We start from the raw sequence: 18275 nt of genomic DNA on the forward strand, positions 1-18275 counted from the left end.
CTTTGTCGTGACTCGGCTGATCAGGCGGCAGCGAACAGCTCGCCGGCGATCTGCGCCTGGGCCGCATCGATGGCCTTGGCGCGGTGCTCAGGGCCATAGGCCAGGCCGTGGGCACGGACGGTTTCGACATCGGTGATGCCGATGAAGCCAAGGAAGACGTTAAGGAAGTCTTCATGGCCAACACCGGTTGGCTGGCCCTGGTGCAGGCCGCCGGCGGTGGACACCAGGATCACCTTCTTGTCGCCGCACAGGCCTTCAGGGCCAGCTTCGGTGTAGCGGAAGGTCTTGCCGGCCACGGCGATGCGGTCGATCCAGGCCTTGAGCTGGGTCGGCACGCTGAAGTTGTACATCGGCGCACCGATCACCACCGCGTCGGCGGCAAGGAATTCTTCCAGGGTTTCGGCGCTCAGTTGGGCTTCGTGGGCCTGGGCGGCGTCACGCAGATCCTGCGGGGTACCGGCAGCCACCAGGGTGGCGGCGGAGAAGTGGCTGATGGCGTCGGCAGCCAGGTCACGGTAGACCACTTCGATGCTCGGGTCGGCGGCTTTCCAGGCGTCGACCACTTCGCGGCTCAGCTGACGGGAGGCGGAATTGTCGCCCAGAATGCTCGAATCGATGTGCAACAGTTTCATGGGACTCTCCTGTGAATGAAGACCGCGGTGGTGGGCGATCACGATGGGGAGAATCCTATCGAACCAGCGAATGGCTGATAAGGCAGCAAAAATGCGTTAGTTTGTCCCACTGGTAGAACAGTGAGAATGTCCATGCAAGACCTCAACGACCTCTTCTATTTCGCCCAGGTGGTCGAAGCCGGCGGTTTCGCCGCCGCCGGTCGCCAGCTCGGCATCCCCAAGTCGCGCCTGTCACGGCGTATCGCCGAACTGGAAGAACGCCTGGGCACCCGCCTGCTGCAACGCACCACGCGGCAATTGAAGCTGACCGCCGTGGGCGAACGCTACCTGCACCATTGTCAGGCAATGCTGCTGGAGGCGGAGATGGCCGATGAAGTGGTGGCCAGCATGTCCAGCGAACCCCGTGGGCGGCTGCGGGTGTCCTGCCCGGTGGCCCTGGCCCATGCCTTCCTGCCCGAGGTGATCAGCCGCTTCCTGGCCCAGTACCCGCTGGTGCAGCTGGACATGGTGCTGCTCAACCGCCGGGTCGACTTGATTTCCGAAGGCATCGACGTGGCCCTGCGCGTGCGTGACCTGGGTGACGAAGACCCGGCCCTGGTCACCCGGCGCCTGCGCCAGGCGCAGATGCAACTGGTGGCCGCTCCGGGTTTTGCCGACCATATCCGCGAGCCCGCCGAGCTTGCCACCCTGCCGGTGCTGGGCGCCGCCGAGGCCGACCGGTTGGTGCACCTGCGCCTGCACGGGCCGGACGGCCGCCAGGCGGAGGTGGCCCTGGAGCCACGCCTGGCCATCGATGACTTCGTCGTGCGCAACGCCGCCGTGCGTGCCGGCCTGGGCTTCACCGCGCTGCCGAGCATGTTCTGCGAGGAGGAGCTGGCACGCGGCGAACTGGTGCGCCTGCTGCCGGACTGGTCGCTGCCCGGCGGCTACCTGCAGGCGGTGTATCCGCACCGACGCGGCCTGCTGCCGGCGGTGCGGGCGTGGATCGATCACCTGGCGATTTCGTTCGAAGCCTGTGGAGAGCGTTATGTCTGAGAAAAGGATGACCGAGGAACAGATCGCGCAGTTCTGCCTGGCCTTGCCCGGCGCGCGCGAGGATTACAAGTGGGGCGGGATCCGGGTGTTTTCGGTGGCCGGCAACAAGATGTTCGCCGTTGCTGATCTGGGCGGCGCCGGCTTGTCGTTCAAGGTGGCCGACGACCTGTTCCTGGGCTATTGCGACCGCCCGGGGATTCGCCCGGCGCCTTATCTGGCACGGGCGAAGTGGGTCAGCATGGTTGCGCCCTACCCCATGGGCCGTGACGAGCTGTGTGACCTGCTGCGCCGCTCGCACCAACTGGTGGTACGGCGCTTGCCCAAGCGCACGCAGGTGGGGTTGTTGCTGGATTGACGCTGCAGCGCGGGGCAAGTCGCAGCGACGCGATGGCTACCTACAGCAACTGCCCCAGCCCGCGACCATTAAGCAGCAGGTGATCGAACCAGAACACCTGGTGCAGCGCGACGATGCCCCAGAACACCAGCTGAAAGGACAACTTGCGGGTCTTGTGCCGAAACAGCTGCTGGGCCAGCAGCGCCCCCGGCCAGCCACCGAGCAGTTCGCTGGCATGCAGCACTTTCTCCGGGGTGCGCCAGGCCTGGTTGCGCGCCTGCTGCTTGTCCTGCCAGTACAGCAGCAGGCTCACCAGGCTCACCAGCGGGTACAGCGCCAATGGCAGCCACGACTGCCCGCTCAAGCCCATCTGCAAGCCGCCCAATACAGGCAGCAAACAAAGCCCGGCCAGCGCCAGCAGCTTAAGGCGTGGATTGCGTACGCCCTGGGCCTCGCCACGGGCAGCGGTTTGCGGGCGCGCCATCAGGCGTGCGCCGTCGACCAGTCGACCCAACCGAACTCCCAGGTGGCCAGGATCAGCAGACCAAAGGCGATGCGGTACCAGGCGAATGCGGCGTAACTGTGGTTGGCGATGAACTTGAGCAGCGCGCGCACGGCGATCATGGCGAAGATGAACGACACCACGAAGCCCAGGGCGAACACCGGCAGGTCGCCAGGCTGGAACAGCTCACGGTACTTGTAACCCGAGTACACCGCCGCACCGACCATGGTCGGCATGGCCAGGAAGAACGAGAACTCGGTGGCCGCCTTGCGCGACAGGCCGAACAGCAAGCCGCCGATGATGGTCGAGCCGGAACGCGAGGTGCCCGGGATCATCGCCAGGCACTGGACGAAGCCGATCTTCAGCGCGTGGTGCCAGCTCATCTCGTCGACATGATCCACCTCGATGCGGTGCTGGCGGCGCTCGGCCCAGAGCATGATCACCCCACCGACCACCAGGGCCGCAGCCACGGTAATGGGGTTGAACAGGTACTTGTGGATCAAGTCGGCGAACAACACCCCCAGCACCACCGCCGGCATGAAGGCGATCAGCAGGTTGGCGGTGAAGCGCCGCGCCGGTGCTTGAGTGGGCAGGCCCAGCACCACGTCGAAGATCTTGCGCCGGAATTCCCAGACCACCGCGAGGATTGCGCCCAACTGGATGATGATGTTGAACGCCATGGCGCGCTCACCACCGAAACCGATCAGGTCGGCGACGATGATCTGGTGCCCGGTGCTTGAAATCGGCAAGAACTCCGTCAGGCCCTCGACAACGCCCAAGATGATTGCCTGCAAGGCACTCCAAAAATCCATCATTCCCCCGATGCAGCACCGCTCCTGGCGGGCCGCTTGTAGTGATTTGCACGTAGTTGCCGCACGCGGCGCGGCTGTTTTACAGCGACAGCAGTGGCAACGCCAGCACAAATGCCCAGCGGCCTAAAGGTTTCATCTGGCACGGCCGAAATCCTAGCAGAGCCTTTGGTTCAAGGCTTGCGTTACCTGCAACACGGATTGCGCGCACTGCGCACTTAGCCGTTGGTCGTGTGGGGCCTGGCGGCAAAGCATGCTTGGATGCTTTCGATAAAAAGAACAAGACCGGAGTAACGCATCATGAAAACCCTGAGGTCGATGTCGATCAGCCGCCGCCTGTGGCTGATCCTGTTGGTGGCCGTGGCCATGCTGTTGGTGCTGGGGTTGCTGATGCTGCGCCAGATCCATGGCGACCTTTACCAGGCCAAGGCCGAGAAAACCCGCCATGTGGTGCAGACCGCCGCAGGCGTGCTGGCGCACTACCAGGGCCTGGAGGCCGCCGGCACACTCAGCCGCGAAGCCGCCCAGCAGCAGGCCCTGCAAGTGGTGCGCGGGCTGCGTTACGACCAGAGCGACTACTTCTGGATCAACGACCTGCAACCGAAGATGATCATGCACCCGGCCAACCCCAAGCTCGACGGCCAGGACCTCTCGGCCATCCGCGATCCCGACGGGTTTGCCGTGTTCAACGAAATGGTCAAGCTGGCCCGTGCCCAGGGCGCCGGCCCGGTCGACTACCGCTGGCCCAAGCCCGGCGCCAGCGAGCCGGTGGCCAAGACCTCCTATATACAACTGTTCGAGCCATGGGGCTGGGTCATCGGCTCGGGCGTCTACATCGACGATGTGCAGGCCGAGTTCGCCCGCCAACTGCGCGACGCGTCCCTGGTCGGCCTGGGCATCGCCCTGTTGATGGCCCTGGTGGTCATGCTCATTGCCCGCAGCATCGCCCGCCCGCTGCAGGAGGCGGTGCAGGCCATGGGCAACATCGCCAGCGGCGAGAGCGACCTTACCCGCCGCCTGGACACCCACGGCCGCGACGAAATCACCCATCTGGGCGAGCACTTCAACCGTTTCAACGGCAAGCTGCAGGGCGTGGTCGGCCAGCTGCAGGGCGCCGCCCACGCCCTCGCTGAGTCGGCGGGGCATGTCGGCGACAACGCCGGTGCCGCCCAGGCGCGCAGCACCCAGCAGTCGCTGCAGATGGACCAGGTGGCCACGGCGATCAACGAAGTCAGCTACGCCGTGCACGACGTGGCCAAGCACGCCGAACAGGCCGCCAGCGAGATGCGCGACGCGCAGCAGCAGGTTGGCCATGGCCAGCAGGCGATCCATGGCAGCCTGCAGCAGATCGACCGGCTCTCGGCGACCATCGAGCAGGCGGTCCAGGTGATCCGCGAGCTGGCCAGCCATAGCACGAAGATCGGCGGCGTGCTGGAAGTGATCCGCGCCATCGCCGAACAGACCAACCTGCTCGCCCTCAACGCCGCCATCGAGGCCGCCCGTGCCGGCGAGCAGGGCCGTGGTTTCGCCGTGGTCGCCGACGAGGTGCGCCTGCTGGCCCAGCGCACCGCCCAGTCGACCGCCGAGATACAGACCATGATCGAGCACCTGCAGGGGCAGTCCGAGGCCGCGGTCAAGGCCATCGACACCAGCAGCGAGGCCTCGCGCCAGACCGTCGAGCAGGCCCGCGAAGCCGGCACCAGCCTGGATGCCATCAGCCATGCCCTGAACAACCTGGGCGCACTCAATGCCTCGATCGCCAGCGCCACCCTGCAGCAGTCCCATGTGGTGGAAGAGATCAACCGCAACGTCACCGAAACCGCCGGGCTGTCCCAGCAGACCGCCGAGGCGGCACGTCAGTCCAGCGATTCCGGCGTCGCACTGGCACGCCTGAGCAGCGACCTGGAACAACTGCTGCGCCAGTTCAGGGTCTGAACCTGCCAGGGCCTCCTCTTCCCGGAGGCCCTCCCGCCCACCCTAGCCTTTGCCCTGCCCCAGGATCCGTACCGGATTGCAGCCAGCATTATCGGAGTCGTCTTGGCTCAGATCGTGCCTGAACGGTTCGAGGTTGTAGCGGTCCTTGTCTCTGGCGATGTTCAAGTGACAGACCAGTTGGCGGTACATGCCGCCGCCATCATTCTGCAGCCACTGGTAATCATTGCCATATTTGCGGCGAATTTCGGCATACATCCTGGCGTACCCTTGCGGCGTGCTCTGCTGCCGCCCCAACGGCGTCGGTTCGAGCGACAGGGACCACTCCACGCCTTCACTGCCGACATCCTCACGCCTGATCCACTCACCGAACTGAACGTACTCGTTGATCGGGGCCGACGTACCCTCGGCGATGGCCTGGTCGCTGCTCTGGCAAACGAATTGGGCCTTGGCACTGCGAGACTGCGGCAGCGTCACGGCGATGATCGGCACCCAGATATTGCTCTGCCTGAAGTAGCGATGTTGCTCGAGCCTGGCGTTGGCCAGGCCTCGCTCATTGCCCGCAATGTGGAAGAAGGACTCGATGGGCAGCTGCGCCACAGGTGTCGAGGCACTCCAATCCTTGATACGCAGCTCGTTCTCACGGAAAAACAGGCTGCGCTTGTTTCTCATGGCCTGGAGCGTGGCGTTGAAGTTGCTGACCGCCTGCTGGTTGAGGGCGTCATTCACGGCAAAGCCACAGGCGTTGCGATTATCGCCCTGGGTGCTTTGTTCATAGTGGGTAACCCAGGCAAGCCCATCCAGGATGCCTTGTGTATGGCACGAACGGCCAATCGAGGGGTCCGCCGCCTGGGCGAAGGTTCCGCAGCCCGCTTCGCTGCGCTCAGCCGTGCCGCCGTCGACCGGGAATGCGCACAGCACTTCGTACCGATGTTTAGGTGCCTGGAGCTCCATGATGGGGTACAGGGTGTAGCCGCTCTGATGGTCCTTGGTCAAACGCTTGAAGTTGGCGTCACTGCGCAGGAATGCGTATGACACCGCATCGTTCAAGCGAGCGGGTGCGTCGGCGTCCCAAGTGTTGAAGAGACCATCCCTGGAGGCGGGCTCCGTACCTCTGAGCACCACGCCCGAACAGAGAAAGCCTGGCGCCGAGTCACTGCCGCAATTGGCTGGAGTCTGGGCATATCGTTGTCGCAGATTTTCTGCCGTCTGTTCGCATGTGGCAGCCAATGCCGCTTGATGTGCCGAATCACAGGCTGCGAGCACAAGGGTTGTCAAAACGAGTATGGGACGCCTACGCATGATCATCGCTCCAAGGAAAGTCAGCCGGCGGGCCTGGCACAACCTTGGCCCGGTGCGTGACTTCATCTTGGCGTGCGACACCTGTGCAGAAAACTGGCAAAAATGACAGGTCGGTGCGTCGTTCCCAATTGCCCCCCTATTGCAGGTTACAATCGCCGACTTCAATTCCCGTCAAGGATCGCCGATGTCCGGCCTCGAACTCTTCGCCGCCGCGCTCGGCGTCATCGCCGTCTGGCTCACCGTCAAGCAGAACCCCTGGTGCTGGCCGATCGGGCTGGTGATGGTAGTGCTGTACAGCTGGATCTTCTACGGGATGAAGCTGTATTCGAACATGCTTCTACAGCTGGTGTACGCGGTGTTGCAGTTATACGGCTGGTGGCAGTGGATCCGCCCGGACCGGGTCGAGGACGCCCGCCAGGTCACCCGCCTGGCCATGGCGCCGATGCTCAAGGGGCTTGCCACTGGCCTGGCAGCCAGCCTGGTGCTGGGCGCGGCCATGACCCACTACACCGATGGCGAGCAACCCTGGCTCGATGCAGCGCTGACCGGCTTCAGCCTGGTGGCGCAGCTGTGGATGGCGCAAAAGCGCCTGCAGTGCTGGGCGCTGTGGGTAGTGCTGGACGTGATCTTCGTCGGCCTGTTCCTGCACCAGGGCCTGTACCTCACCGCCGCACTGTACGCCCTGTTCACCCTGATCGCCGTGCGTGGCTGGCTTGAGTGGCGCCGCGACCCGGCACTGGCGGCCGCATGAAGACGCTGGTGCTGTGTGGCCCGGAATCCAGCGGCAAGAGCTGGCTCGGCGGTGAGATCCAGGCGCACTTCGGTGGCGTGCTGGTGGGTGAGTACGTGCGTCATTTCATCGAGCAGGAGCAGCGCGACACCTGCTATGCCGACATCCCCGCCATCGCCCGCGGCCAGTTGCTGTGGGAGGATCAGGCGCGCCAGCTGGCGCCGGCCCTGCTGATTCTCGACACCCACCTGCTCAGCAACATCCTCTGGAGCCGCGCGCTGTTCGCCGATTGCCCGCCCTGGATAGAGCAGGCGCTGAACGCACGCCACTATGACCTGCACCTGCTGTTAAGGCCCGAGGGTGTGGCCTGGGTGGGCGATGGCATGCGCTGCCAGCCTGAGCTTGCCCAGCGCCAGCAGTTCTTTGCCGACAGCCTGGAGTGGCTGCAGGCACAGCAACGGCCCCATCAAGTGATCGAGGGCGATTGGCCCCAGCGCAGTGCCGCCGCCCTCGCTGCAGTGGCGCGACTGCTCGATGGCCAGGTGCCAGCCTGCGCCACCGAATGTTAATGCACTGATACACCCCACCACCCCGCAGCCCCCGCAAATGGGGGCCGCAGCCCAGAATTGAGGGAAGTGTGTCAGCACTGAGACACTGCCCGACAATCTCTTCACATCCCCCGTACTAGGCGGCCTGCGGCCCCTGTGCACTGGGCGCTGTTTCAGCGCTGACACAGTATTCGCGGTGCGTTTCGAGTTAGCTCGAACAAGCCTTTGATTCTCAACAAAAAACAAAAAGCGGCACAGCTTCTGCTCTCTGTACTCGCAACGCTGAACGACCAGCGCCCGATTGAGGGAGTAGCCATCGTGAGGAAATTCGACAGAGGCGTGTCTTGCCTGCTGCTGGTCGGTTTCACCCTGGGGGCAAGCCTGAGCCTCGTGGCCCAAGCCGATAACGGCATCATCGTCATCACCCGTGATGTGCAGGTGCGCAACGCAACGCGCCTCCCGGTGATGCCAGACCCGTCCCCGACCACGGCCAATGCCAACCCGTCAGCACAGATCATCCGGCAGACCCATGAGCTCAGTGATGGTGACTTCGCCAGTATCAGCAGTGGCGCGGGCATCTCATCCCTGGTCAACCAGCAGACCAACAACATTGGCGGCAACATCAGTACCCAGAGCCAGTTGCCCAACCTCGCCGCCGGACGTGGCAGCGGCTCCGGCAGCGGCATCGGCAACATGGTCAACTCCAGCGTGCAGCGCGGCCTTGCGCCCCTGCAAGCCCTAACCCGAGGCCAATGACATGAGGCATTCGCTGCTGATCCTGGCCACCCTTTGCAGTGCACCGGCATTCGCCCAATCCCCAGTAGTCGACACCGCCATCATCGACAGTTCCGCCAGCCAGTACCTGGGCAACATGGCGGTCAACCAGGCGGCCGGCGACTTCCAGCAACAAACCAACGCCCGCGCCCTGGCCAACGGCCACTCGGCCAATGCAACGACGCAGATCCGCCAGCGCCTGCAGACCACGGTCGACCCTGCCAGGGACAGCCGCGCCAGTATCCAGGGCGATGCTTTCAGCCGTGGCAGCGGCGTACTGGGCGTGAACCAGAGCGCCGGCGCCAGTACCCAGCAAGCCAACGCACTGCGCATCAGCATCAGTGCCCAACCGCAAAGTCTCGATGACAGCGTCCTGTTGCAACAGAACGTGGCGCTGCGCAACACCTCCGATGCAACTGACTCCGCACCCGGCTATCGCCAGGTCAACACCAGCGACCAGGCATTCACCGGTAGCCGTGGGGTGATTCAGTTGAATCAGAGCGCCGGGGTGGGAAACCGCATGGCCAACACCCTAAGCGTCCGGGTCGCGGAATGACCCAAAAAGGTAAGCACAACACTTAACCTAAAAAGACGGAGAAACACCATGAAACCCTCGATGGCAATCAAGCCTCTGGTTTTCGCAATTGCTGCGGTCATGGCTGTTGCTGCACAAGCGGATCAGAACGACCGGCGTGGCCACAGCCACAACAAAACGGTCTACACCAGCGCCACGGCCAAAGCGACCGATGTGCAAAGAAGCACCGATAACAAGGTCATCAACGAAGGCACCATCAACAATGCCGAGATGAGCAGCTCTGCCAGTGGCGCCAGCGGTAACGTCGGCATCAACGTGGCGGCCGGTAATGGCAACCAGCAGGACAACGCAGCGGCCATCGCCAACACCGCGTCCGACAACGACTTCGTGTTCGGCACCGCAACCGCCACCGCCAAGGTCGACCAGTACAGCAACGGCAACCGCGTGTACAACTGGTCTACCCAAAACTCCGCAGTCATGAGCGGCTCGGCCGACAACACCAGCGGCAACGTGGGTATCAACGTCGCAGGCGGCGACCTGAACCAGCAGAAAAACACCATGGCCATTGCCAACAACAGTGCGCCCGTCGGCAATTCCACCGCCACTGCTTCGGCCAACCAGAGTGGACCTGGCCTGACCGTCGAAAACAGAGCCGATCGCACCTACCGCCTCGATACGATAACGCTCACCACCACCAAGAGTGGTTCGTCCTCTAGCAGCGGTTCGTTCGATGCCAGCATCGACAAGAGCTCCAGCTCCAGCTATAGCGCGTCTGGCTCGCAAAGCAGCAGCGCCAGCGGCTCCAACAGCAGCAGCTCCAGCGGTTCGAGCAGCATGACTGCCAGTGGCTCCAACAGCAGCAGCTCCAGCGGCTCCAACAGCATGAATGCCAGCGGCTCCCACAGCTCGAATGTCAACGGCACCGCCAGCAGCAACCACAACTCGACCTCGAGCGCTTCGGTGACTGCTTCGCTGGATGCCAGCGCTGCGGGCAGTGCCTCGCAGTCGCAAACCTTCGGCAACCACACCCGCTCCAGCAGTGGTGAGTTCGATGCTTCGCTGACCGCCTCGCTCGACGCATCGATCGACAAGTCGCACAACTCGTCCAGCGACTCGGCGTTCGACAAGACTCGCAACTCGTCGTTCGAGAAGGCGTATGACTCTTCGTATGACCGTAACCATGACTCGTCGTATGACAAGTCTCGCAACAACTCGTACGAGAAGGCACACGAATCGGCATGGGAAAAAGCCAACGCTTCGGCCTACGAGAAATCCGGCGAAAAAGCTTCGCAATCGTCGGACAGCATCTCGAAGAGCTGGAGCGAAGCTAGCGAGTACTCGCTGAGCAACACTGTGTCCTTCCAAGTGCTGACCCCGACCGGCTGGGCCAACCCTGTAACCAACAACGCCATCATGAGTGGTTCGTTGAACGGTGGCAGCGGCAACCTGGGCGTCAACGTGGCCGCCGGTGTGGGCAACCAGCAAAGCAACTCGCTGGCCATCTCCAACACCTCGTTCTGATCGCTGTAGCCAGGAGGCCCCCTTCGGGGGGCCTTCCTTCGAACTGGACCGATGGGGGCATCGAACATGCGAATTTTTGCCTTGGCGTTACTGCTGTGCCTGGCCAGTGTGATCGAAGCCGCCCAGATGCCGTTGTCCGTCCTGCCGGGTGGCGCGGTCATCTACAAACCGATCCAGAGCATCCGCGAACGCAAGTTCGCCGACCTTGTGCAGCAGAAAACCGACTTCAGTTGCGGCGCCGCATCGCTGGCAACCATCCTGCGCCAAGCCTACTGGCTGGACGTGGATGAACAACATGTGATCGAGGGCATGCTGGCCAATGCCGACCAGGACTTGGTCCGCACCCAGGGTTTCTCGATGCTCGACATGAAGCGCTACGTGGAAAGCCTGGGCATGCGTGCCCGTGGCTACCGGGTAGCACCCGAGTCCCTGCATGACATCCGCATCCCGGTAGTGGTGCTGATGGATATCCGTGGCTACAAGCATTTCGTGGTCATGCAGCGGGTCGACAAGGGCTGGGTCTACATCGGTGACCCGGTACTGGGCCACAAACGCTTCAAGATCGACGATTTCGTCAAGGGCTGGAACGGCATCATCTTCGCCGTCATCGGCCAAGGCTACGACAAGGGCAATGCGCTGCTCGCGCCACCCCTTCCGCTCAGTGCCAAGAACCGCCTCAACCAATTCACCCCGGTAAAGGACGCGGAGTTGCTGGATTTTGGTTTCATCAGAAGCGACTTCTTCTAACCAATCGGGCATGACGCCCAGGGGAACCTCCCATGAAGACTCCGATCTGGCTGATTGCGGCCTGCCTGGCCGCCAGCTTGCCAACCCAGGCAGAAACGTTCAAACCCATCGAGCTCAAGGACCAGGAGCTGGCGAATCTACGCGGGCGTTACGTGATGCCTGGGCGGATCGTCAGTTTCGGCATCGTCATGTCCAGCACCTGGCAGAACGCCAACGGTGAAGTGATCGGCGCCACCTCCTCGATGCAGATTCAACAATCGACCATCAAGCCACAGTTCTATGTGTCGATCATCAATGAAAAGGGCACTGGCTCGTCGCACGCCCAAAACACCGGTACCGGTACCGTCAGCGGGGGTGCTGGCCTCAATTCCACCCAGGGGGTCACCCAGGTGGTACGCGCGGCAGGTGACTACAACAGCGCCTACAACGATGTCCAGATCACCGTTGCCAGGGGCAACCAGCCACAGGCCAACCAACCGCAAGGCCAGGCGCTGACTGCGGGCTCACCGCTGACCGGGGCCAACGGTGCAGGCTCGCTGAGTGTTGCTGCGGCCGGCAACGGCGTGCAGATGAACATCATCGCCGGCAACAACCAGGGCAATACCCTGCAGCGCCTGGGCCAGGGGGGGCTGATGCAGAGCACCACCCTGCTCGGCTCCAGCAACCAGGTGCGCAATATCACCTCGCTCAATGTGGTGCTGCGCGACAACGCCACGGCCGGGCCGATGAACGCCAACCTGGACCAACTCAAAGGCCTTCGCAATCTTGGATACTGATCTACGCTGAGTCTCATCGTTTGCAGTCAGAAGGGACGGCTAATCCATGCATCGTTTGTTGACGTTCAGAACTATCGTCTGTTTGAGTACCTTGGCCCCTGCCACCTTGCTGGCAGCATCGGATCCACAAGTCGAAGCACTGAAACAGGAGCTGGTCCAACTGAAGCAACGCTATGAAGCGCAACAAAATGCCCTGATGGTGCTGGAACAACGCCTGCGGCAAGTCGAGGAAGCCCCGCCGGCACCTGCCCCCAAACGCCTGGTCAAGTCGCCCGCCGAGGGGGTCAAGGGCGCTAAAACCGTGGCCACTGGCGCTCCAGGTACGACCGGGAGCTCCTACGGCCAGTCGCTGCAGGACGACTCCCAGCCCGCGCAAAGCGTCTCCAACCTGTACGACGAGGCCAGTGGCTTCTTTGGCGGCGGCAAGTTCAGCGTCGAAACCGGCCTGACCTACACCCACTACGATACCCGCGCGCTGACCCTCAACGGTTTCCTGGCGCTGGACTCGATTTTCCTTGGCAACATCAACATCGACCGCATCAAGGCCGACAACTGGACCCTTGACCTGACGGCCCGCTACAACCTGGCCCAGCGCTGGCAGTTCGATGTTAACGTACCCATCGTGTACCGCGAATCGACATACTCCTCCGGGGGCGTGAACAACAATGCCAACGCAACGTCGGAAGGCACGGTCACCCGCGATCCGGCCATTGGCGACGTCAACGTGGGCGTGGCCTACAAATTCATCGACGAGTCGGAAAACTGGCCCGATGCGGTGGCCACGCTGCGCATCAAAGCACCGACCGGCAAAGACCCCTATGGCATCAAGCTCATCCAGGACCCGGGCAACGACAACCTGGCAATCCCTGAGGACCTCCCGACCGGCAATGGCGTGTGGGCGATCACACCAGGCATCTCGCTGGTCAAGACCTTCGACCCCGCCGTACTTTTCGGCAGCCTGTCCTATACCTACAACATGCAGGACTCGTTCAGCGACATCAGCCCGGCGGTCAACAGCAAGGTCAAGGGGGACGTGAAACTTGGCGACTCCTGGCAGATCGGCGGCGGTATCGCCTTCGCATTGAATGAACGAATGAGTATGTCCTTCTCCGTGACCGACCAGTTTGCCCGCAAGAGCAAGATCAGGCCGGACGGTGGCGACTGGCAGTCGATCACCAACAGTGACTACAACGCAGCCAACTTCAACGTCGGCCTGACCTTCGCCGCCACCGACAACCTGACCATCGTACCGAACCTGGCCATTGGCCTGACCGACGACGCACCTGACTTTTCCTTCAGCCTTAAATTCCCCTACTACTTCTGAGGCCACCCATTCAACAGGGCTCGCAGGGCGAGCCCGCGTTTTGGTAACCAGCCTTGTCCTACGGCACCTTCCTACCTCCGGCCTGATATCATCACGCACATTTGTGTGACGGTTTCATGGCAAGAGGAACGCTTACGTGAGAAACCTGCTCGGCCACCCCCGCGCCCGGCTGTTTGCCCTGGTGACACTGGTGCTGGTCATCCCCCTGGCGGTCCGTGCCCTGCTGGGCTGGTCCGACCCTTTGGGCTACCTCTCGGACCTGGCCATCGGCAGCCTGCTGGTGATGCTGCTGCGACGCTGGCCGACCTGGCTGGCCCTGCCCGTACTGCTGGCCTGGGGCGCCCTGCTGATCGCTTCGGCCGAGCTGGTCAGCGCCGTCGGCCGCTTGCCCAACCAGACCGACCTGCACTACCTGTTCGACCCGCAGTTCATGGAGAACTCCACCGGCGGCGCCCTCGCCCACCCCTGGCTACCCTGGCTGCTGGCCAGTGCCTTGCTGGTGCTGTTGGCCAGCAGCTGGTACAGCCGTGGCCAGCGCAGCACGTCACTGCCACGTACAGCCTGGGCGCTACCGGTGGTGCTGCTGGCAAGCCATTGGGGCAGCGAGCAGCTGTTCCCCTCTGACGCCGATCAGTGGCGCCAGTACAACCTGCCGCACCAGTTGCTGTCGGCCGCCACTGGCAACCTGCAGCATCGCGCACGGGTACTGGCCATGGGCGAAACCCCGGTGACCCCACTGCCCAGCGCCGGGCTGACCCAGGCCGACCTCAACGGCCAGAGGCTGCTGGCCGGCCCTGGTAGCGCCCGCAACCTGCTGGTCATCACCCTGGAAGGCATCCCCGGCGCCTACATCCGCGCCAACCGTGAGGCCATCGGCAGCCACTTCGACCAAGACCTGATGCCCAACCTCAGCCGCTGGGCCGAGCGCGGCATGAACACGCCGGACTACGTGCTGCACACCCATCAGACCATTCGCGGCCTGTACGCCATGCTCTGCGGCGACTACGACAAACTGGCCAACGGCACGCCCAAGGGCGTCGAGCTGCTGACCCAGGACCTGCGCAACCAGGCCTGCCTGCCGGCCCAACTGCGTCAGGCCGGCTTCTCCACCCACTACCTGCAGGGCGCCGGGCTGCGGTTCATGGCCAAGGACCGGATCATGCCGCACATCGGCTTCGACGCGGTGCACGGCCTGGAATGGTTCAAGAACGACAACTACCTGGAATTCCCCTGGGGCAAGGACGACCGCGCCTTCTTCGAAGGGGCCCTGGGTTATGTCGGCGAACTGCGCAAGCAACGCCAACCCTGGATGCTCACCCTGCTCACCGTCGGCACGCACCAGCCTTATTCGGCGCCGGAGGACTACCTGCAACGCTACGACACCGCCAAGCAGGCCGCAGTTGCCTACCTCGACGATGCCCTGGGCAGCTTCCTCGACAACCTGGAACGCCAAGGTGTGCTCAAGGACACCCTGGTGGTGATCACCTCGGACGAGTCCCACGGCATCGATGGCGTGCGCCTGGCGTCATCCTGGGGCTTCAACCTGACCCTCGCCCCCGAGCAGGCACAGCTGCCACGGCTCAAGCGCGGCACCTACGGCCATATCGACCTGGCCACCTCGCTGCTCGACTACTATGCCCTGCCGATCCCCGCAGCCCTTGCCGGGCGCTCGCTGTACCGCGACTACGACAGCGGCCGCGAGATGATCGCCTACACCAACGGCGTGCTGCGTTACCACGATGGCCAGGGCACCCTCAGCGAGTGCGACTTCCAGCAACGCTGCCGGCGTTACGCCAGCGCAGGTTTCATCACCGAGCAGGCCAAGTTCCTTGGCCGTGGCGAGGACAGCCTTGGGCCGCAGATCAATCTGCTGGCAACCACCCTCGACCAGTCACTGCTGCAAACCCCGCTCAACCTGCGCTACCAGTTTGGCGGCCCGGCGCCCATCGCCCTGCATGAGCGCATCCGCGACGACTGGGCCGACAACCTGATCGGCGCGCAATACCTGGAGATGCCCGAGGGTTCGCGCACCAAGGTGCGCATCAAGGTCCGCGCGCTCGACCCGCAGCACGACGCCTACATCCGCCTCAAGGCCAAGGAAAGCGAGCAGGACGTGCAACTGGGCCTGCCCGAAGAGGTGCTGGTGACCGCTGGCCAGCCGCTGGAGCTGGAGTTCGACTTCGACAACCCGATCCAGCGCAAGGCGTTTTCCTTCCACTTGCTGGGGTACGGCGGCGGTGAAGTCGAAGTCAGCGACTTCAGTGTCATCACCGCCCTGCCAGGGGAAGAGGAACCCGCGGACGAACGGGTCGAAGGGCATATCGCCCATTCCAGCTGAGCGGCTACCGCCTGTGCCTTACCCCAGGAACAGGCGGTATGCCGGGTTGTCGGTCTCGTCCCAGTAGCGGTAGCCCATCGCGTCGAGCGCCGCCGGCAGCCCCAGCAACTCGTCATCCGGTACCTCCAGCGCGGCAAACACCCGCGCTTCGGCCGCGCCGTGGTTGCGGTAATGGAACAGGCTGATGTTCCAGCACTTGCCCAGGCGCTCGAGGAAGCCCAGCAACGCCCCCGGACGCTCGGGGAACTCGAAGCGCAGCACCCGCTCGTTCACCCCTGGCGCGGCATGCCCGCCAACGGTGTGGCGCACATGCAACTTGGCCAGTTCGTTGTCGGTCAGGTCGAGCACCTGGTAGCCCTGCCCGGCCAGGCTCGCCAGCAGTTGCTCGCGCGGATCGTGCTGCGGGTGGGTCTGTACGCCAACGAACAGCCGCGCCTCCTTGCCTGGGTAATAGCGGTAGTTGAACTCGGTGATCTGGCGCTTGCCCAGGGCCTGGCAGAACGCCCGGAAACTGCCTGGCTGCTCGGGGATGGTCACGGCGATCACCGCCTCGCGCTGCTCCCCCAGCTCGGCACGCTCGGCCACATGGCGCAGACGGTCGAAATTGACGTTGGCACCCGAGTCGATGGCCACCAGCACTTGCCCCTGCAGCCCTTCGCGGGCCACGTATTTCTTGATCCCGGCGACCGCCAGGGCACCGGAGGGCTCGGTGATCGAGCGGGTATCGTCGTAGATGTCCTTGATCGCCGCGCACAGCTCATCGTTGCCCACCGTCACTACCTCGTCGACGAAGTGCCGGCACAGCTCGAAACAGTGGGCCCCGATCTGCGCCACCGCGACGCCGTCGGCAAAGGTCCCCACCTGCGGCAGGATCACCCGCTCACCGGCCGCCAGGGCGGCCTGCAGGCAGTTGGAGTCGGCCGGTTCCACACCGATCACCTTCACCTCCGGGCGCAGGTACTTCACATAGGCGGCAATGCCGGCGATCAGCCCGCCGCCGCCCACCGGCACGAAGATCGCGTGCAACGGGCCAGGGTGCTGGCGCAGGATCTCCATGGCCACGGTGCCTTGGCCGGCGATCACGTCCGGGTCGTCGAACGGCGGCACGAAGGTGGCGCCGTCCTGGTCGGCCAGGGCCAGCGCATGGGCCAGTGCATGGGGGAAGCTTTCGCCGTGCAGCACTACATGGCCGCCACGCGAGCGCACGCCTTCGACCTTCAGCGAAGGCGTGGTGGTGGGCATGACGATGGTGGCCTTGATGCCCAGGTGCGAGGCCGCCATGGCCACGCCCTGGGCGTGGTTGCCCGCTGACGCGGTGATCACCCCGCGCGCGCGCTGGGCGTCGGTCAGGCGTGACAGGCGGGTGTAGGCGCCGCGGATCTTGAACGAGAACGTCGGCTGCAGGTCTTCACGCTTGAGCAGTACCGGGTTGCCGAGCGCGGCCGACAGCGCCGGAGCCGGTTGCAGCGGGGTCTCGATGGCCAGGTCGTATACCGGCGCGCCAAGAATGCGGCGCACCTGCTCGGACAGCAGTTGCTGGGGCGTGGTACGGGGGCTGACGCTCAGATTGGTCATCGATGACTCCTGGTTTTCTTGATGTTGCCCAGGAGTCAGAAAGAAAAAACCCGCCTCCAGGGCGGGTTCGGTGCACGTACGCGCTAGCCCGCCAATCCGATAATGGCGGTAATAATAATGCTCGCGGTGCGCAGGTGCGGGAATGTGTTCATGGGTCGGGAACTTATCCTGCGCAGTTCTCGCAAGTCAACACCCTTTCGCGGCGTCCTGCGCCGATAGCGGTACATCGAACACCTTGTCGAACCCCCACTGGAAGACGAAGGCATACACAAAGAAGAAGGCGAACAACGCCAGGTTGGTGACCAGCGCCGCCCACAGGCTGATGCCCAGCCAGTACGCCACCAGCGGCAGCAGGATCAGTACCAGCCCGCCCTCGAAACCCAGGGCATGCAACAGCCGGCGCAGGAAGGTGCGGCTGCGCTGGGGCTGGCGCGCTTCCCAGCGCTCGAAGGCCCAGTTGAAGGCCATGTTCCAGCTCATGGCGATCGCCGACATGAGCATCGACAACACCGCCGATTCGGCCATGCCGGCGCCGAACGCCAGCTCCAGCGCCGGTGCCACGCAGGCCACGGCGATGGCCTCGTAGAGGATGGCCTGGACGATCTTGCGGGCCTTGCCTTGCATGTGCCGCTCCCGAAAACAAAGAGCTACAACATAACAAAATATGGCCCCCTGGAAAAAGCCTGCAATAAATTTTGAACCCTCGGCGGCCCGCACACCTCCACAAGTTGCCGTGCAAACCCATGGCATTGATCTGGGCCGCTTGCGCCCGCTCATCCATTGGACAACCGCGCCTCCGGCTGCTTCTATCAATCATTCGCAAGGAGCGCTTTGTCCTACAACTTCGTCCAGGGAATCGAA

18 protein-coding genes and 1 pseudogene are annotated in these 18275 nt (G+C 63.6%); 13 read left to right on the forward strand and 6 right to left on the reverse strand.

The window, feature by feature from the left end; genetic code table 11:
* Positions 1-20: 20 nt before the first annotated feature.
* Positions 21-632 (reverse strand): FMN-dependent NADH-azoreductase, encoded by a 612-nt coding sequence (locus ACQ4N9_RS17495; protein WP_110994519.1) that lies wholly within the window; start codon positions 630-632, stop codon positions 21-23.
* A 132-nt stretch (positions 633-764) separates the two neighbouring features.
* Between ACQ4N9_RS17495 and ACQ4N9_RS17500 the strand changes: the two genes are divergently transcribed.
* Complete coding sequence (locus tag ACQ4N9_RS17500; RefSeq protein WP_390970767.1) at positions 765-1667, forward strand: LysR substrate-binding domain-containing protein; 903 nt, start codon at positions 765-767, stop codon at positions 1665-1667.
* Positions 1660-2022, forward strand: a complete 363-nt coding sequence (locus ACQ4N9_RS17505) for an MmcQ/YjbR family DNA-binding protein (RefSeq protein WP_390970769.1) — start codon at positions 1660-1662, stop codon at positions 2020-2022. Before ACQ4N9_RS17500 ends, ACQ4N9_RS17505 begins: the two co-directional genes overlap by 8 nt.
* Positions 2023-2062: 40 nt before the next feature.
* Here the strand turns inward: ACQ4N9_RS17505 and ACQ4N9_RS17510 are convergent, their stop codons facing one another.
* Complete coding sequence (locus ACQ4N9_RS17510) at positions 2063-2485, reverse strand: DUF1294 domain-containing protein (RefSeq protein ID WP_390970829.1); 423 nt, start codon at positions 2483-2485, stop codon at positions 2063-2065.
* Positions 2485-3315 carry an undecaprenyl-diphosphate phosphatase gene (locus ACQ4N9_RS17515; RefSeq protein WP_390970771.1) on the reverse strand — a complete coding sequence of 277 codons (831 nt, stop codon included), beginning with the start codon at positions 3313-3315 and terminating at the stop codon, positions 2485-2487. Before ACQ4N9_RS17515 ends, ACQ4N9_RS17510 begins: the two co-directional genes overlap by 1 nt.
* Positions 3316-3702: 387 nt before the next feature.
* Here ACQ4N9_RS17515 and ACQ4N9_RS17520 point away from each other — a divergent pair.
* Positions 3703-4374: pseudogene (locus tag ACQ4N9_RS17520) on the forward strand (cache domain-containing protein); the annotation flags it as partial.
* Positions 4375-4512: 138 nt separating this feature from the next.
* Positions 4513-5247: a methyl-accepting chemotaxis protein gene (locus ACQ4N9_RS17525; protein WP_390970831.1), complete on the forward strand. Its 735-nt coding sequence runs from the start codon at positions 4513-4515 to the stop codon at positions 5245-5247.
* Positions 5248-5289: 42 nt separating this feature from the next.
* On the opposite strand, the gene ACQ4N9_RS17530 is transcribed toward ACQ4N9_RS17525, so the two are convergent.
* Entirely contained in the window at positions 5290-6546 is a 1257-nt protein-coding gene (locus ACQ4N9_RS17530) for a DUF2599 domain-containing protein (RefSeq protein ID WP_390970773.1), read from the reverse strand.
* 184 nt (positions 6547-6730) lie between these two features.
* On the opposite strand from ACQ4N9_RS17530, the gene pnuC reads away from it, so the two are divergent.
* The 9 genes from pnuC to ACQ4N9_RS17575 all read left to right on the forward strand — a co-directional run bounded on the left by pnuC (position 6731) and on the right by ACQ4N9_RS17575 (position 15839).
* Positions 6731-7297, forward strand: a complete 567-nt coding sequence (gene pnuC / locus ACQ4N9_RS17535; RefSeq protein WP_390970775.1) for a nicotinamide riboside transporter PnuC — start codon at positions 6731-6733, stop codon at positions 7295-7297.
* The gene (locus tag ACQ4N9_RS17540) at positions 7294-7845 is read left to right on the forward strand and encodes an AAA family ATPase (protein ID WP_390970777.1); all 552 of its coding nucleotides are present in this window, start codon (positions 7294-7296) and stop codon (positions 7843-7845) included. Before pnuC ends, ACQ4N9_RS17540 begins: the two co-directional genes overlap by 4 nt.
* Before the next feature lie 297 nt (positions 7846-8142).
* A complete protein-coding gene (locus ACQ4N9_RS17545; protein ID WP_390970833.1) occupies positions 8143-8580 on the forward strand; it encodes a hypothetical protein in 438 nt (145 codons plus the stop codon).
* A gap of 1 nt (position 8581) precedes the next feature.
* Positions 8582-9154 (forward strand): adhesin, encoded by a 573-nt coding sequence (locus ACQ4N9_RS17550; protein WP_390970779.1) that lies wholly within the window; start codon positions 8582-8584, stop codon positions 9152-9154.
* 48 nt (positions 9155-9202) lie between these two features.
* Complete coding sequence (locus tag ACQ4N9_RS17555; protein ID WP_390970781.1) at positions 9203-10654, forward strand: heme utilization protein; 1452 nt, start codon at positions 9203-9205, stop codon at positions 10652-10654.
* Between the two features lie 66 nt (positions 10655-10720).
* Complete coding sequence (locus ACQ4N9_RS17560; protein ID WP_390970783.1) at positions 10721-11401, forward strand: C39 family peptidase; 681 nt, start codon at positions 10721-10723, stop codon at positions 11399-11401.
* A 32-nt stretch (positions 11402-11433) separates the two neighbouring features.
* Complete coding sequence (locus tag ACQ4N9_RS17565) at positions 11434-12177, forward strand: hypothetical protein (protein WP_390970785.1); 744 nt, start codon at positions 11434-11436, stop codon at positions 12175-12177.
* A 46-nt stretch (positions 12178-12223) separates the two neighbouring features.
* Positions 12224-13501 (forward strand): hypothetical protein, encoded by a 1278-nt coding sequence (locus tag ACQ4N9_RS17570; protein ID WP_390970787.1) that lies wholly within the window; start codon positions 12224-12226, stop codon positions 13499-13501.
* 136 nt (positions 13502-13637) lie between these two features.
* Positions 13638-15839 (forward strand): LTA synthase family protein, encoded by a 2202-nt coding sequence (locus ACQ4N9_RS17575; protein WP_390970789.1) that lies wholly within the window; start codon positions 13638-13640, stop codon positions 15837-15839.
* Between the two features lie 18 nt (positions 15840-15857).
* Here the strand turns inward: ACQ4N9_RS17575 and ilvA are convergent, their stop codons facing one another.
* Positions 15858-17414 carry a threonine ammonia-lyase, biosynthetic gene (gene ilvA / locus ACQ4N9_RS17580; RefSeq protein ID WP_390970791.1) on the reverse strand — a complete coding sequence of 519 codons (1557 nt, stop codon included), beginning with the start codon at positions 17412-17414 and terminating at the stop codon, positions 15858-15860.
* Positions 17415-17600: 186 nt separating this feature from the next.
* Positions 17601-18038: a PACE efflux transporter gene (locus ACQ4N9_RS17585; protein ID WP_110994504.1), complete on the reverse strand. Its 438-nt coding sequence runs from the start codon at positions 18036-18038 to the stop codon at positions 17601-17603.
* Positions 18039-18275 lie beyond the last annotated feature (237 nt).

Origin of the sequence: Pseudomonas sp. ES1, assembly GCF_050586605.1 — a bacterium.
GTDB lineage: Bacteria > Pseudomonadota > Gammaproteobacteria > Pseudomonadales > Pseudomonadaceae > Aquipseudomonas > Aquipseudomonas sichuanensis.